Genomic DNA, 16,092 nt, shown 5'->3' with positions numbered 1-16,092 from the left:
GACGGGTTGATCCCGATGCTCGTACCGATGGCGTGGTACGACCCGATCGTGCAGTTCGGCAGCACCTTGATGCAGCCCTTGTACTGGGCGGTTTCCGGCCTCTTGGTGCTGTTCCACTCCCTGTGGTCGCCGCTGCTCGGTCCCGACAGCGGCTGGACCTGGGTGCTGTCGATCGTCTGCCTGACCGTGATCATCCGGGTGTTGCTGATCCCGCTGTTCGTACGGCAGATCAAGTCGTCCCGGCAGATGCAGCTGATCCAGCCGAAGGTGCGGGAACTGCAGAAGAAGTACGGCCACGACCGGCAGAAGCTCGGCGAAGAGACGATGAAGCTCTATCGGGAGGAAGGCGCCAATCCGATGGCGTCCTGCCTGCCGCTGCTGCTGCAGTCGCCGATCTTCTTCGCCCTGTTCCGGGTGCTCGACGGGGCCGCGCACGGGATTCCGCGTGGACAGTGGCTGAAGGATCGCAAGCCTCTGTTGGATTCCCTGCAGAACGCGGAGATCTTCGGGGCGCGGATCTCGGACACGTTCATGGGCGTCGGGTTCGCCAACGGGATCACCAGCATCCACGTCGTCTGTGTGTTGTTGATCATCGCGATGACGGTGACCATGTTCATCACGCAGCTGCAGTTGATGCGGAAGAACATGCCGGCGGAGGCGCTGACCGGTCAGTTCGCGCAGCAGCAGAAGATCATGCTGTACGTGTTCCCGCTGGCCTTCGCCGTCGGTGGCATCAACTTCCCGGTCGGTGTGCTGATCTACTGGTTCACCTCGAACCTGTGGACGATGGGGCAGCAGTTCTACGTCATTCGCCGGAACCCTTCTCCTGGTACGCCTGCGTACGAGGCGTGGGAAGCGCGGCGGCGGGCGAAGGGCAAGCCGGTCACGCCGGCTGACAAGGACAAGAATTCGGCGCCGAACGGCGTCGCACGGCGGAACGGCAAGGGTGCCGAGCCGGCGACGGTTCCGGTGGAGCCGGACGAGCCGAGGGTGGTTCGACAGCAGCCACGTCGGCAGACCAGATCACAGCGCAAACGGTGAGCGCACAACCAGGAGGACCAGTGAACGACACCCAGCAGATCGACCAGGCGACGGTGGCGGATCCCGCGTCGGATGAGCAGGTGCGCACCGAGGTCGACGTACCCGAGGCGGCTGCGGACCAGGACGCGGCGGCTCCGGCTGCCGAACTGGACTCCGACGCGGCCGAAGCGGTGGAAGCGGACGAGCTTGAAGACGACGCCGAGGACGACGACTCGGACGACTCCGAGGACGAGGACTCGGAGGACGAGGACTCGGAGGATGCCGGGCCGACCAGCCGACTCGAGATCGAGGCGGAGGTGGCGGCGGACTACCTCGAGGAGCTGCTCGACATCGCCGACATGGACGGCGACCTGGACACCTTCGTGGACGGCGACCGGGCCCACGTGTCGATCCTGACCGACACCGACGTACTGGTCGGGGCGAACGGAGAGGTGCTCGACTCGCTGCAGGAGCTGGCCCGGCTGGCGGTGCTGACCGAGACCGGGGACCGCAGCCGGCTGATGCTGGACATCGCGGGATACCGCGAGCGTCGGCGCAAGGAACTGACCGATCTGGCGAGCGATGCCGTGACCGAGGTCAAGGAGAGCTCGGAACGGGTGGCCCTCGCGGCGATGAACGCGTTCGAGCGCAAGATCGTGCACGACGTGGTTGCGGCCGCCGGCCTGGTCAGCGAGTCGGAGGGCGAAGAGCCGAACCGGCGCGTCGTGGTCCTGCCGAACGCGTGATCGACCGCTCGACGCTGGATCAGGTCTTCGGGGATAACACTAAAACGACAGAGCGATATGTCGACATATTGATTGATCGAGGTATCGCCTGTGGATTGCTGGGGCCACGTGAGGCCGAGAGCATCTGGCCGCGGCACATCCTGAACTCGGCGGCCGTCCGGGAGCTGGTGCCGGAGGGCACGACCGTGGTCGACGTCGGTAGCGGTGCCGGCCTGCCGGGGATTCCGCTCGCACTGAGCCGGCCGGACCTCGAAGTGGTCCTGCTCGAGCCGCTGCTGCGGCGGGTGACCTTTCTGCAGGGCGTGATCGACGAGTTGGGCCTGGCGCCGCGGGTGACCGTGTGCCGTGGTCGCGCCGAGGATCACGGCATGCGGTACGAGACCGTACTGTCGCGGGCGGTGGCGCCCCTCGGCCGGCTGATCGGCTGGTGCGCCCCGCTGCGTACGGATGGCGGTCAGGTGCTCGCGATGAAGGGAAGCTCGGCCGAGCGCGAGGTGACCGAGGCCCGAGCCGCCCTCGCCGAACACGAGCTGGCGGCCCAGGTGATAACGGTCGGGAGCGCTGCCGCCGGAGCGACTGCGACGGTCGTTCGGATGGCACCGCGGCAGCCGCGTCGCTGATCATGCCCCGCTCTGAGGCGGTCTGTGATCTCCCTTGCTCACAAGGGATTTCGTCATGATCAACTTTTGACGGCGAGCTGACGGACAGGACCGGATCGGCTGCGTGGGGCCCTGCACTCCGCCGACGGGACACTGGTGTTGGAGTTGATCACTGCAGGGCGGGAGTGCTCGCGCGCAGTGGGCCCGACATGATTCGCGTGTCGGTCGGGTCGGGGGCGAGCGATCACTCGGCGACGCGTGACTCAAAGAGTCGGTGGGCATGGCGGCAATCTGGACCCGCGGGCCTCTTGCGAGCCGGGAGCGAGCGCGGGAACGTACTCGGACAATCGTCGAGCGCACGGCATATGGGACGCCGGCGCGCCACTGATGGTGTCGGGTCATACCCCTCCACGGCCACGCCCGCCGTCAGTTGATGAGGTGTTCGGCGCGCCACCTCTGACGTGCAACCGACTGGCGTTCTGAGGCCAGAGCCCGACAGCCCGAGTCCATCCCAGCCTGAGGCCCTAGCAGGAGGGGTACGTTCCCTGCACCGCCGCCAGCGGTTGCTCAGGTTTGCGCGGTGATCCGTCTTGCCCGGCGCGTCGGGTGGCTCCATCGGCTGCGACCGGAGCGTCGGCCGCAGCGGGGCCAAGGGAGAAGCTTCCGGTTCGTGGTGCGGCCTGGAGCTCGCCGAAGTTGCCGGTGCTCCCCCGAGGCCGCGAACATCTGTGACTCTCCCAACCGCGGCATGAGCGGCGGCAGCTCTGTGACCTCCCTGCCCTTGTGTCGAGGCTGGGGCCGGCTCCACATCTCGGGCGGCGGCTGCAACATTGTGGCGTGCGAGCAGAGCTCGCGCGAGGTCGTGGACGATTGGGGTGGCTGGTTGAGTTCGCCTCGTGAGCCGATGCTTGGACCGGCGCAGGTCCTGTTGGTGATCGAGTCCCTGAGAGAGGGCGACGGTAGGACGAGCAGTTCGTGGGTGCGGACTGCGTGCCTACGTGCGGCGACCGGAGCTCGCCGCGAACGGGCGAACGTGCGGCCTGTGCGGTGATGGTGGTGGTGACCGGGCCAGATCACGGTGGGCTGACGTGATCATGATCTGCCGGCCGGCACCGACCGGATGCGGCACGGTCGGGCGAGCTCGGTGAGATCGAGATGTCGACCGTTCCCGGCTACGCCATCCCCGAGGTAGGTGAGAGGTGTGCTGTGGTCTGTGCATCCCGCTCGTAGCCTCACCGCTGCGCTGTGACCTGATCCTCTGAGTGGTTGGTGTGTGGTGCCGTGAACATCGGCATCCCGCAGTGTCCACTGCATGGTTGTTCGTTCGGTGCGGGAGCAGAAGTGATCGAAGCGAAGGCTGCGGTGCGCCCCTTAGGGACCGGTGGCGCGATGAGGTTGCTGGAGTGGTGGCGGAGTTGGTGTCCGAACGAAGCGGAAGTTGGGATCTGGCTTGCTCACAGTTCGCGATCTCGGACATCTCTGGTGTGACCAGGGCCTTCCTGTTCCACGTGAAACAGCGGCGACTGCTGGGCTGGGGTCCAGAGGACCGACAGTGACGACGGGGTCCCTGATCTCGGTTGGTGCGGACTCGGAGGATGTCGGCGGCATCCATCTCGACACTGGACCTCCAAAGGCGCGGCGGTCGAGCTGGTCTGGCTCCGACTCGGGTTCTTGAGTCCCTGGCCGCGTGGTCCTGGAAGCCTCCGGATGAGCCACAGCTGTCGAGGGAGTCCTTCCAGACCCGATCGCGCTCGGATGCCAACGGCGGCTCAAGCGCTCGGATCGCTTGCCGATCATCGCGCCTGCCCGGGACCGGCCAGTGGCGACGCCGGCGGCTCGAACCAGCAAAGGTCGAGCAGGTTGTGCGGCGGTCGGGCGTGACTGAGTCCGGCCACGACGAGTGTGTGAATGAGATCGACCCGGCAGTCGCTGGCTCGATGATCACCCGGTAGGCACGGAGCGTGGATCGTCACGGCACGACACGCGCGTGCCCGCGGAGAGCCGACTCGGTGCAGCAAGGCTGTGTCCACCGCGTCAGCCCGAGGTCTGCAAAGGACCCGCTGCGGGTCCACGCCGAACGTGAGGCGACGGCTTGGGTGCAAGGCCGAGGGCGACGGAGTGGTGGGAACAGCCCTCCGGATCTGCGAGACACAGCGTGCGTCGTGGCAGCACGTGGATTCGGATGGCGACGAGCTGCTCAAGGAGCCGGCGCCGGTGTCGGTGTCCCTGCACCCGGAGGCTTGGGTCTGGGGAGGATCGACGGCGGTCTGATCAATCTAGGAGAAGGTCACGGTCCGTCACGCCGGCGACGATCTGAGGTAAGCGCGCTGCGCGGATCGGGACGAGACCTCCGATCGGTCACTGGTGGGCTGGGGTAGAGGTTCCGACCAACACATCCGCTGCGCACCGAGTTACTCACGAGTCCGGACGTCGGCCGTTGCCCTTCTGTCCCGGCGTTGTGGGGCCCGGCTGGGCCGGGACCTGCCCTCTGTGTACACTCGCCATCGGATGCGACCTTGTGCCGGCTGTCACCGTGAGTCGTGGGCATGGTCCAATCCGGACCGAGGCAGCGAGACCCGTCGTGTGCAGAGAACTGGCGATTGATAGCAGCACGTCAGCTGGGGAGCACTCGAGAGTACGAGCGCTTGCGGCGGCGACGAGACAACGCGCCGGGACTCGCGAGGGCATCCTGGCCACCGAGAGTCAACTGCACGGACGGACATCAGCCAGCACGGACTGCTGACCGCTCGGAGCGGCCAGATCATGCGGCAGGCCGAGTGCCACTTGAGTAGGTGCCGTTTCGAACCGGACCGCGCGACCGGGGTCCACGCCAACTCAGAGGTGTCCGGCGCCGAGTGCCCCGGCGCACGCCGTCAGCGGCATTCCCGTTCCAACCCCTACTTGGGCGCCGGCGCAGGCATCCTTGATCTTGGCGACTGCCTCGACCGGATCCCGGCCAACTCGGTTGTGGCCAGGCGAGTGCCGCGGTGCCGCGGTCGTTGGAGGGCACCCGCCGTGGCATCTCCCGGGCGCTCGATGTGACCCGTTCCCGCGGGAACTGCCTCGAGTCTTACAGTTGATTCCCAGGCCGGAATGAGCACTGGCCGAGCTCGTCAGCGCTGGCATCGGTTCCTGATCGGGTTCTCTGCTGCCGGTCCGGCTCTGCGCAGTCCGAGGTCGACAGTCGCCAGTGCTCCCGAGACCGTCCTACGCCGCCGCCGAATCAATGGGGTCGAAGAATCTCACGCCCCGGGTCTTGTCGATCGGCGCATGGAGGCAAGGATGACTCGGTCCCGAACGAGCTGCGACGAGCGCGTCGAGGGCGCGGGGAGTGAGACCAGCACGAGTTCGTACAGGGTGGCGAGTGGTGTGTGGTGTGGAGTCGACTAAGAACTCTTGCCGTGCAGGGCGGGCGGAGGAGGCTCGGGGAGAGTCAGTGGCGGCCGATTCGGCCTGTCGTCGGAGGTTCCCTGTGGATGGCGCGGTGTGGATGGCGCGGGTGTCGGTGGGCGTCCAGTAACGTAGGCCTGTCGGTAGGGGAGGACGAACGTGCAGGGAACTGGGATGGTGGCATTGCGGCGGGGGGTTCGCCCGGCCGCCCCGGGTGGATTGGGATGGCCCGGGGTCGCGCACGACGCCAAGTCACTCGGTTGGCCCTCTGTTTCACGGGAAACATTGAACTCGGGATCGGTACCTCCTACCAACGGAGCGACGCGTGACGAGTTGCCATCGACGCCAGTCACTGAGGCTCACGGATCGACGGCTGAAGCAACGACGCCTCCCGCTCAGGATCCAGCCGAGCAGCGCGACCAGGGTCCTGCGGGCCCCGATGCTTTCGGAACGGGAGATGAATCACCCACTGCCGTGTCTGAAGCGGAGGTTGTCACTCCGGACGCGGCGCGTGGTGAGAACCAGTCGACGACGGAACCGGCCGACGCTGTCGCAGACGGGCAGTTCGCGGTGACCGAACCCGGCGCGCAGGAGTCGGTCGCGGACCACACCGAGGTGAACGGAAGCGCCGTTCGCACGATCACCGCGCCAACTGACGTCGTGCAGCCCGCCGTGGCGGTACCGGAAGTCGTGCCGGCCCAGCAGGAAGCGACGACGACCGCGCGGGCAGATTCTTTCCCGACCAGCGAATCCGATGCGCCGGCGGTGCCTTCGTCCAACGAGCTCGAACCGACCGAAGCACCTGAGGTCGATGAGGAAGTTGCACCGGCACGGCCGCTGATCGAGCAACTGCCGGCACCGGCGGACACCAGGATCATGGTGGTGGCGAACCAGAAGGGCGGAGTCGGCAAGACGACGACGACGGTGAACCTCGCCGCGGCCCTGGCCATGGGTGGCCTCTCCGTTCTCGTGATCGATCTGGACCCGCAGGGGAACGCGTCGACCGCACTCGGGGTCGAGCACAGCTCCGGCACCCGCGGAACGTATGAGGTTCTGCTCGACGGTGACTCGATCGAGGACTTGGTCGTCGAATCCCAGGAAGCGCCCAACCTCCGCGTTCTTCCGGCGACGGTCGATCTCGCCGCCGCCGAGGTCGAGCTGGTGTCGCTCGTGGCCCGCGAGGGGCGGCTGAACAAGGCGCTTCGCGCGTACCTGAAGGATCACCCGGCCGACTACGTCTTCTTCGACTGCCCGCCGTCGCTCGGCCTGCTCACGCTGAACGCCCTGGTCGCCGCGAACGAGATCCTGATCCCGATCCAGTGCGAGTACTACGCGCTCGAGGGCGTCTCGCAGCTCATGCAGACGATCAACCTGGTGAAGGGTGAGCTGAACGACGAGCTCGAGCTCTCGACGGTGCTGCTGACCATGTTCGACGCGCGGACCAAGCTCGCGGCGCAGGTCGTCGACGAGGTACGCGCCCACTTTGCCGAGCAGACACTGCCGATGGTGATTCCGCGGTCGGTACGCATCTCCGAGGCGCCCAGCTACGGGCAGACCGTTCTGACCTATCAGCCGGAGTCGACCGGCGCTGAATCGTACCTTGCGGCTGCGAGAGAGATCGCCCGCCGCGGAGCAAAGGAGAACTCATGAGCGTCGGCGCCGAGCGTCGTGGACTGGGTCGCGGTCTGGGTGAACTCTTCCAGCGAACCGAGCCGCGCGAGACCACCGAAGCTTCGGAACCGGCACCGGCGCACCCAGTGCCGGAGGGCTCCTACTTCGCGGAGATCGACGCGAACGCGGTCACGCCGAACCCGAAGCAGCCGCGCACGGTCTTCGACGAGGACGCGATGGCCGAGCTGGTCGCCTCCATCGAGGAGGTCGGACTGCTGCAGCCGATCGTCGTGCGGCCGATCGGCGACGGCAAGTTCGAACTGGTCATGGGGGAGCGTCGGTGGCGCGCCTCGCAGCAGGCCAACCTGGAGAAGATCCCTGCGATCGTCCGGGAGACCAAGGACCATGACCTGCTCCGGGACGCCCTGCTGGAGAACCTGCACCGCTCCCAGCTGAACCCGCTGGAAGAGGCCGCGGCGTACCAGCAGATGCTGGAGGACTTCGGCTGTACGCACGAGGAGCTGTCCCAACGGATCAAGCGGTCCCGGCCGCAGATCTCCAACACGATCCGACTGTTGAAGCTGCCGCCGACGGTGCAGCGCCGAGTCGCCGCCGGCGTGCTGAGTGCGGGCCACGCGCGGGCGCTGCTGTCTGTGGAGGACCAGGCGGCGCAGGAGCGGATGGCTCAGCGGGTGGTCGCCGAAGGCCTCTCGGTACGGGCGGTCGAGGAGCTCGTGGCCCTGGGGGAGACCGGTGACGACGAGCCGGTACGGAAGCGGCGCTCGAAGCCGTTCGCACCGAAGGTCGCCGAACTCGCGGACCGGCTGTCCGACCACTTCGAGACCAGGGTCAAGGTCGACCTGGGCAAGACCAAGGGCAAGATCGTGGTCGAGTTCGCCACGGTCGACGACCTGCACCGGATCGTGGCGGCGATGGGCCTGCCGACGCCGAACGTACCGAGCAGCGACTCGGACGCTCCGCGGGACTGAGCAACAAAACAACACAACCACTTATCGATACTGCGACATAGAAATAAGTCGACAAATCGGCTTTCGGGAAGATTCCCCGCGAGACTGGGCAGGATCGCCGCGGAGGCGGAGAATAACGTGATGGAGGCCTCCGACAAGCACGTGCTCGGTCCTGGATTGCTCCCGACCCCGTTCACGGCGGAGGAGATCCGAGAATCCAGCCGATCCGGGAAGACCATCCGGCTGCTGGTCGAGGGCCCCGACGGCTCCACCTTCGAGCGCCTCAACCGCTTCCGGGACGGCGACGACACGGGAGCCACCCTGGACCGCTGGAACGCCGATGCCCCGGACGACGTGTTCACCAGTCGGGTCACCTGGCGCGAACTGCAGGGACATGCTTCATTCCCGGCCGATCGCACCGAGGTCAGCAACGAGTTCGTGGAGCTTCCGCTGGGCCGGCTGGAGTGCGTCCGCTACGACACCCGGGCGACCAGCGACGGCGAGATTCAGACGTTCTGGTTCGCGCCGGCCTATCCCGGCATGCCGGTCCGGTACGAGGTCCCGGCGGGCAGCGGCATGATGCGGACGACCGTTCTGAGCATCGACGCCGGCTGAGGTAGGAGGGTGGTGTCCGACAACACCCCTCCTAGGTCAACGACCGGGTTCGGCAACCTCGGACTCGGCCCGACCGGACGCTTCGGCGGCCTCGAGCTTGGCGAGCTTCTCCCGTACGTCCTTGGTGGCCGACCGTTCCGCGACGAAGGACAGGAACGGCACGGTCCCGGCCAGCGCGATCAAGATCAGCCGCTTCCAGGTCCACTTGGCCCGCCGGCCCAGGTCGAACGCGGTGATCAGCAAGATCATGTAGAGCCACCCGTGCGGCATTCCGGTCCAGGTCACCACGGTCTCGTCGTGCCAGATGTAGCGCATCGGAACCCCGACGCACATCAAGATCACCAAGAGGACCCCGACCACGTAGGCCATGATCCGATACCGAAGCAACGCACCGCGCATGACTACGACTCTACGTCGTAGTTCTTGTCGGTGCCGGGCCGGGGCCGACCGAGGTCACGGGCGATCTTGATGGCCATCCCGATCGCGAAGGCGGCGAACACCCACCACTGCACGGCATAGGCACCGTTGCGCAGCCGGCCGGGCGCATCCGGAAGGCGGTACGGCGAGGGCGCGATCCTCTGGCTGCTCGCCTCGCCCGGCGCCAAGGTGACGTACCCGTTGACCAGGGCACCGGGCCACTGCTGCGCGAGCCGCTGCACCCGGATGGCTGTGATCACGCCCGGCGCGTCGGGATCGTTCTCCCCGGAGTCCTCCGACGGCAACAGTAGGCCGGACTGGGTCAGCGTGCCGCTCGGCGGGGCCGGCGGCTCCGCCACCCCGGCGGGCAGCGCGCCGCGCACCACGGCGACAAGATCTCCGTTCTCCAGCTCGAAGCCGGTCAGCACCCGTACCTCGGCGTCGTCGGCCGACCGGACGAGCAACTGCAGGTCCGGCCGGTAGCGGCCGGTGAAGGTGACCGTCCGGCCATAGCCGTCGGTGACCGTCGAGCCCACCGGCGCAACGTCGGTGAGGGCGCGGGCCGGCTCGGCGGCTCGCTGCGCGGCCGCCTCGAGTCCCTGCGACTGGTAGACCCGTGCCTGCCATACGCCGAGGACGCACATGGCGGCGGCGAGCGCCAGGCCGAGCAGGACGATCCCGGCCCGTTGCAGCGGCAACAGCCGGGACCGATCGGCGACGTCGGACACGATCGTCATCCACGACCCCGGCGGCCGGCCGCCCGGGCCAGATCGGCGCAGGTCTCGCCGAGCCCCCAGCCGGCGGCCTCGATCGCCAACGGCACGGACGATGTCTCGGTCATGCCGGGCGCGACGCTCACCTCAAGGAACACGGGCACCCCGTCCGCCCGGACGATCAGGTCGGTCCGGGACAGGTCGGCCAGCCCGAGCAGCCGGTGCACGGTGAGCGCCACCTCGGAGCATCGCTGCGACACCGGGTCCGGCAGGTCGGCGGGGCAGAGGAAGCGGGTAGCGCCGGCCGTGTAGCGGGCCGCGTAGTCGTAGATCCCCGAGTCGGGCCGGATCTCGACCGCGGGCAGGGCCACCGGGCCGTCGCCGCGGTCGATCACGGTCACGGCGACCTCGGTGCCCTCGATGAACTTCTCCACCACCGCCACCGAGCCGTACGCGAACGCCGCGACCATCGCCGCCGGCAGCTCCTCGGGTGTGGCGACCTTGCTGCAGCCCAGCGCCGAGCCGCTTCGGGACGGCTTGATCATCATCGGAAAGCCGATCCGCTTCGCCAGCGCCGACACCAGCGCCTGCGCGCCGAGCTCGCGGAAGATCTCGTGCGGCAAGGCGACCTGCTCCGGCGTGGCCAGCCCGGCGTCGGCCACCACCGTCGTGGCGATCGACTTGTCGAAGGCGACCCGGCAGGCCGCGCCGTCCGAGCCCACGAACGGTACGTCGAGCAGCCGGAACACCTCCCGCAACGCGCCGTCCTCGCCGGTTTCGCCGTGCAGTAAGGGAAAGACGACGGCACCCGGCAGCGCGTCCAGCCGTTCGACCAGGCCGGAGTCGACGTCGGACTCGATCACCTCGAGGCCCTCGTCACGCAGGGCCTCGGTGACCTGCCGGCCCGAGCGCAACGACACCTCCCGCTCGTGGGAGAGGCCGCCGGCGAGGACCACCACGGTCCCGACGTCAGTCACCCGACTCCTCCGTTCATGATCATGATTCCATGATCGACTCGTACGATGATCAACTCTGGTTCGGCCTCGGCGCCTGGTACGGCAACGCGGGCCCGGTCGGGTCCGTCGGCCCGACCGTACCGAACGTCTCGTGCAGGGCCGCCTCCCGGTTGAGCACCTCACCCAGCCGCCGGGTGCCCTCGATGATCCGCTCCGGCGTCGGATAACAGTACGACAGCCGCATGAACCGGCTCCCGAAACCGTCGGTGTAGAACGCGCTTCCGGGCACGTAGGCGACCCGCGCGGTCACCGCCCGAGGCAGCATGGCCTGCGAGTCGAGCCCGGCCGGCAGGCCGACCCAGACGAAGAAACCGCCGGCCGGGGTGTTCCACGTGCAACCGGCCGGCAGGTGATCGGCCAGACCGGCGATCATGGCGTCGCGGCGCTCCCGGTACATCTCCCGGAACACCTTGATCTGGCCGCGCCAGTCATGATCACGAAGGTACGACGCGACCGCGAACTGGGAGAACACCGGCGGGCACAGGGTCGCGGATTCCTGGGCCAGCACGAGTTTCTCGCGTACGGCGTGCGGGGCCAGCACCCAGCCGATCCGGAAGCCCGGCGCGAACGTCTTGGAGAACGTCCCGAGATAGATCACCAGCTCCGAGTCCAGCGAGCGCAGGGTCGGCAGCGGTTCATGATCGAAACCGAGCAGCCCGTACGGATTGTCCTCGATCAACAACAGGTCGGCCTCGCGGGCGATGGCCAGGATCTCCCGGCGACGCTGCTCGGACTGGGTGACGCCGGCGGGATTGTGGAAGCTCGGGATCGTGTAGAGGAACTTGACCCGCTTCCCCTGCTGGCGCAGGACTTCCAGCGCCTCCCGGAGCGCCCGCGGCGAGAGTCCCTCGGCGTCCATGCCGACGTGGCGTACCTCGCACTGGTAGGCGCGGAAGACGCCGAGCGCACCCACATAGGAGGGCGCCTCGCAGAGCACCACGTCGCCGGGATCGCAGAACAGCCGGGTGACCAGATCCAGGCCCTGCTGCGAGCCGACGGTGACGGTCACGTCGTCCGGGTGCGCGGCGATCCCCTCCAGGCCCATCACCTCGCAGATCGCCTCCCGCAGCATCGGTTCGCCCTGCCCGCTGCCGTACTGCATCGCGACCCGGCCGTCGTCGAGGACCAGCCGTTGCAGCGAACTGCCGACCACGTCGAGCGGCAGGTCGGTGATGTTCGGCATCCCGCCGGCCAGTGACACGACCTCGGGCCGATTGGCCACCGCGAACAGGGCCCGGATGGCCGAGGCCGTCATCCCGTGGGTCCGCACGGCGTACCGGTCGACGTAGTGGTCCAGGCGCGTGTCCCGGCGTCGGACCGGAGGCTCCGCGGGTCCACTCGAGGAATCGGGAGAAGGGGTCACCCCACTAGGGTGCATCACGTCGGCGATCCGCTACAGCCCATCTCGCCACGGCACTAGCATGGTGGGCATGAACAGGGCGCGGCGATCCTCGGCGCCACCGGACTCGGGCGGCCCCAGGCTGCGCCGGTGGTTCGGCTGGCTGCTGACCGGTCTCGCGTTCGGGCTGTTGATCGGCTTCGCGGCGGGGCTGACCCGGCCTCGCCCGGCACCGGGCTTCGCCGACCCCGGGTCTCGCTGATGCGCTCCCGCCGGACCCGACCGCTCACGACGAGCGACCTGAACCGGCTGCCGCCTTCTTGTCTGGAAGCGATGCCGGGCGTCGACGCGGCCTGGGCCGAACAGGTCTGTGGCCGCTGGGGCGCTTGCGGCGTGATGACGGTGAACGCCGGCGAGGTGATCGGCTACCTGCTGCTGGCCCCGCCCGACCTGTTGCCCGAGGAAGCGGTCTTCGCGGCCGGCGCGAGCCGGGATGCCGCGGTCCTGCTCACCGGTTGGGTGGCCGAACCCCATCGCGGGCACGGGGTCGGCAAACAGCTCGTCCGGTCGGCGGCGGCGCTGGCCGTGCGACGCTCCATCCGGGCTCTGGAGGCGTTCGGTGCCGGCGGTACGGGCAGCAACGGAACCAGGGCCCAGCTGCTGCTGCCGGTCGGTTGGCTCACCGCCGTCGGATTCGAGGTGACCCGGCCGCACCCCGTGACGCCGCGGTTGCGGATGGAGCTCCGCTCGACGGCTCGCTGGCGTTTCGAACTGAGTACGGTGATCGGCCGCCTGTCCGGACTGGTGGCGCGGCCGGCCCCACCGGAGCCGGCCAGCTACGAACCGGTTCGTTTCGAGTCCGGCCGGACCGGGGTGCCCACTCGGGAATCGCACGGCATCTGAGAGAGTACGGGCCATGGCGGAGGGGTTGCCGCGGCTCGCGGTCGTCGGAATTCACGGGTACGGGGCGTCCCATCTTCGGGCGGCCACCGAACGACTGGACCGGATCGAGCTGGTCGGGGTCTGCGACACCAAGCCGGACGACAGCGGTCGCCTCGATCCGAGCGTGCCGGTGTTCGGCGACGTCGCCGAGTTGCTCCACCGGACCCGGCCGGAGATCGTCACCATCGCGACCCCGATCCACACCCACCTGCCGTTCGCCGAGGCGGCCCTGCGCTCCGGTGCGGACGTGTTGCTGGAGAAGCCGCCGGTCGCCACGATGGAACAGTTCGACCGGCTGCTCGCGGTCGCCGCGGAGACCGGCCGGGTGGTCCAGATCGGCTTCCAGAGTCTCGGCTCCGCGGCGTTCCCGGCGCTCGATGCCATGATCGACTCGGGCCGGCTCGGTGAGCTGGTCGGCATCTCCGGGGTCGGGGTCTGGCTCCGTACCTTCAGCTATTGGCGCCGTTCGGCGTGGGCCGGTCGCCGGGTGATCGACGGTGTGCCGGTGATGGACGGCGTGATCACGAATCCGCTGGCGCACGCGACCTCGGCGGCGCTGCGGCTGGCGCGGGCCCAGCGGGCGGACGAGTTGGCCGAGGTCGAGGTGGACCTGTTCCGGGCCAATGCGATCGAATCGGACGACACCTCGGTGGTCCGGGTCGTGACCGGCGACGGGACCAAGGTCACCCTCGGCCTGACCCTCTGCGCGGAGCAGTCGCAGGAGGCGCCGTACGTCGAGGTGGTCGGCACCGAGCAGGCGGCCCGGTTCTTCTACACCCAGGACATCGTGGAACTGCGCCCGGCCGACGACCTCACCGGTGCGCCGGCCGAGACGCTGACGTACCAACGGACCAGCCTGCTGGACAACCTGCTCGACCATCGGGCCACCGGTGAGCCGCTGCTCTGCCCTCTCCTCGACACGGGCGGTTTCATGCGGGTGGTCGACGCGGTCGCGGCCGGCGAGCCGCGCCAGTTGGATCCGTCGGCGACCGAGCTGGTCGAGGCCGACGGCGAACAGCGGATGATGATCCCCGGCATCGACGCCTGGGTGCGTCGCGCCGCGTACGAGCACGCGACGTTCACCGCGCTCGGCGCCCCGTTCGCCCGCTGAGCCGACACCTCGGACGCCGTGGCGGCGAGGATCGCCGGCCGCGAACGATGAAAGGTATCAGTGGACCCAACCGGCCGCCCGCGGCCCGGAGCTATTGACCGCCCGTGAGGCCTGGCCTAGTGTTTTGAATCCACGATCAAAACGATTCAATCGCGGATCGACGTACGAGGGGGTGCGTGCCGGTGACCGATGCTGCAAGCCCGGATCGGGGTTCGACCGAACGACCATCACTGTCCCGGCGCTCGCTGCTCCGAGCGGGAGGCCTGCTGACCGCGGGCCTCGCCGTCGGCGCGGGCGCCGGCTGCTCGGTGGTCAGTTCCGGACGGGACGCGACCGCGGTACGGCCGAACAAGGAGCCGGCACCGGGGCGCAAGAAGACCATCGAGATCTACAACATCTGGGGGTCCACGGTCGGCAGCGGCCTGGTCCAGTGCGCCAAGGCGTTCGAGGAGGCGCAGGACGAGATCGCCGTCCGGGTGACCTTCGCTCCGACGCCGGGCGGCGGCAGCACCATCCAGCAGAAGCTGTTCACCGCGATCGCGGGCGGCCAGGCGCCGGACATCGGCTTCTGCGACGCCGCGCTGGCGCCGAGCTGGACCTCGCTCGGGATCATGAAGGACCTGACGCCGTACTTCGAGCGCGACGGGATCCGGCTGGACGACTTCTTCCCGGTCTGCGCGGCCAGCATGGCCTACCAGGACCGGGTCTGGAGCGTGCAGTGGGACGCCGACGCGAACTTCCCGTTCTTCTGGAACAAGGGGTTGTTCGAGGAGTGCGGCCTGGACCCGGAACGGCCGCCGACCACGATCGAGGAGATCGACGCGATGGCGGCGGAGATCAACCGGGTCGAGGGCGGTCAGGCGACCCAGATCGGGATCATGCCCTGGAACCAGTACGGCGGCGGCAACTCGATGCTCACCTGGGGCTACTCGTTCGGCGGCAAGTTCTGGAAGGACGGCACCAACGAGGCCACCACGGACGACGAGCCGAACATCCGGGCGCTGGAATGGATGACCAAGTCCGCGCAGAGCATCGGCGGCGCCGAGGCGGCCGCGATCGCTCCGCCGTCGCTGCAACTGCACCCGTTCTCCACCGGCAAGCTCGGCATGGCCTGCCTGGTCACGCCGAACCTGTTGCAGATCAAGCAGCTGCACCCGGAGATCGAGATCGGTGCCACCCTGCTGCCGTACGCACCGCCGGGAGCCAGCCGGCCCGGTGAGGGAGCCTGGCTCGGCGGCTGGTCCTGCTTCGTCCCGGCCGCCGCCAAGGAGCCGGACGCGGCCTGGGAGTTCATCAAGTGGTTCTCGATCTCCGACGAGGGGACGCAGACCCAGTGGGACAACATCGGCTTCCCGGTCGGGTACGCGAAGGCGCCGGTCAACCAGGTGATCGCCAACGACCCGGACGCCGGGGTCTACCACGAGACCTTGAGCAAGATGGAGCACACCCGGCCGTTGATCACGGTCAGCGAGTTCCACCACCAGCAGATGGAGACCCAGGTGATGGCCGCCGTGTACGGGCAGCTGACCGCCCAGCAGGCCTTGCAGCGGGTCAAGGAACTCAGCCTCCGCGAGGCCGAACGATTCGAACGGGTGGGGTGATCAC

Annotated in this window: 14 protein-coding genes; 10 read left to right on the top strand and 4 right to left on the bottom strand. The window is 68.4% G+C overall.

Going from position 1 to position 16,092, the window contains the following annotated elements; translation table 11 throughout:
* Nucleotides 1-6: 6 nt before the first annotated feature.
* From yidC to AC6CCG_RS19810, 6 genes are all read left to right on the top strand, one after another.
* On the top strand, nt 7-1,041 hold the full coding sequence (yidC, locus tag AC6CCG_RS19835; protein WP_496656909.1) for a membrane protein insertase YidC: 1,035 nt from the start codon (nt 7-9) through the stop codon (nt 1,039-1,041).
* A gap of 146 nt (nt 1,042-1,187) precedes the next feature.
* Nucleotides 1,188-1,766 carry a Jag family protein gene (locus AC6CCG_RS19830; RefSeq protein ID WP_496656908.1) on the top strand — a complete coding sequence of 193 codons (579 nt, stop codon included), beginning with the start codon at nt 1,188-1,190 and terminating at the stop codon, nt 1,764-1,766.
* Entirely contained in the window at nt 1,763-2,386 is a 624-nt protein-coding gene (gene rsmG / locus AC6CCG_RS19825) for a 16S rRNA (guanine(527)-N(7))-methyltransferase RsmG (protein ID WP_496656352.1), read from the top strand. The genes AC6CCG_RS19830 and rsmG overlap by 4 nt, the downstream gene beginning before the upstream one ends.
* A gap of 4,245 nt (nt 2,387-6,631) precedes the next feature.
* Nucleotides 6,632-7,405, top strand: coding sequence for a ParA family protein (locus tag AC6CCG_RS19820; RefSeq protein WP_496656907.1), 774 nt, complete (start codon nt 6,632-6,634; stop codon nt 7,403-7,405).
* Nucleotides 7,402-8,355, top strand: coding sequence for a ParB/RepB/Spo0J family partition protein (locus AC6CCG_RS19815; RefSeq protein WP_496656351.1), 954 nt, complete (start codon nt 7,402-7,404; stop codon nt 8,353-8,355). The genes AC6CCG_RS19820 and AC6CCG_RS19815 overlap by 4 nt, the downstream gene beginning before the upstream one ends.
* 120 nt (nt 8,356-8,475) lie before the next feature.
* A complete protein-coding gene (locus AC6CCG_RS19810) occupies nt 8,476-8,949 on the top strand; it encodes a hypothetical protein (protein ID WP_496656350.1) in 474 nt (157 codons plus the stop codon).
* Nucleotides 8,950-8,985: 36 nt separating this feature from the next.
* On the opposite strand, the gene AC6CCG_RS19805 is transcribed toward AC6CCG_RS19810, so the two are convergent.
* From AC6CCG_RS19805 to AC6CCG_RS19790, 4 genes are read right to left on the bottom strand one after another with little or no spacing between them, the layout of a single operon-like run.
* The gene (locus AC6CCG_RS19805) at nt 8,986-9,348 is read right to left on the bottom strand and encodes a DUF3817 domain-containing protein (RefSeq protein WP_496656349.1); all 363 of its coding nucleotides are present in this window, start codon (nt 9,346-9,348) and stop codon (nt 8,986-8,988) included.
* 2 nt (nt 9,349-9,350) lie between these two features.
* Nucleotides 9,351-10,103 (bottom strand): SURF1 family protein, encoded by a 753-nt coding sequence (locus tag AC6CCG_RS19800; RefSeq protein ID WP_496656348.1) that lies wholly within the window; start codon nt 10,101-10,103, stop codon nt 9,351-9,353.
* Nucleotides 10,100-11,056 carry a D-alanine--D-alanine ligase family protein gene (locus tag AC6CCG_RS19795; RefSeq protein WP_496656347.1) on the bottom strand — a complete coding sequence of 319 codons (957 nt, stop codon included), beginning with the start codon at nt 11,054-11,056 and terminating at the stop codon, nt 10,100-10,102. The genes AC6CCG_RS19800 and AC6CCG_RS19795 overlap by 4 nt, the downstream gene beginning before the upstream one ends.
* A 49-nt stretch (nt 11,057-11,105) precedes the next feature.
* Entirely contained in the window at nt 11,106-12,350 is a 1,245-nt protein-coding gene (locus AC6CCG_RS19790) for an aminotransferase-like domain-containing protein (protein ID WP_496656346.1), read from the bottom strand.
* A gap of 175 nt (nt 12,351-12,525) precedes the next feature.
* On the opposite strand from AC6CCG_RS19790, the gene AC6CCG_RS19785 reads away from it, so the two are divergent.
* From AC6CCG_RS19785 to AC6CCG_RS19770, 4 genes are all read left to right on the top strand, one after another.
* Complete coding sequence (locus tag AC6CCG_RS19785; protein ID WP_496656345.1) at nt 12,526-12,696, top strand: hypothetical protein; 171 nt, start codon at nt 12,526-12,528, stop codon at nt 12,694-12,696.
* A gap of 71 nt (nt 12,697-12,767) precedes the next feature.
* Nucleotides 12,768-13,337 carry a GNAT family N-acetyltransferase gene (locus tag AC6CCG_RS19780; RefSeq protein WP_496656344.1) on the top strand — a complete coding sequence of 190 codons (570 nt, stop codon included), beginning with the start codon at nt 12,768-12,770 and terminating at the stop codon, nt 13,335-13,337.
* A gap of 13 nt (nt 13,338-13,350) precedes the next feature.
* Complete coding sequence (locus tag AC6CCG_RS19775; RefSeq protein ID WP_496656343.1) at nt 13,351-14,487, top strand: Gfo/Idh/MocA family protein; 1,137 nt, start codon at nt 13,351-13,353, stop codon at nt 14,485-14,487.
* Nucleotides 14,488-14,669: 182 nt separating this feature from the next.
* The gene (locus AC6CCG_RS19770; protein ID WP_496656342.1) at nt 14,670-16,088 is read left to right on the top strand and encodes an ABC transporter substrate-binding protein; all 1,419 of its coding nucleotides are present in this window, start codon (nt 14,670-14,672) and stop codon (nt 16,086-16,088) included.
* Nucleotides 16,089-16,092: the final 4 nt, after the last annotated feature.

This window comes from Microlunatus sp. YIM B11417, from assembly GCF_059617205.1.
Note: the sequence above shows the minus strand (reverse complement) of the source record. Positions and strands in the feature narration are given on the sequence as shown.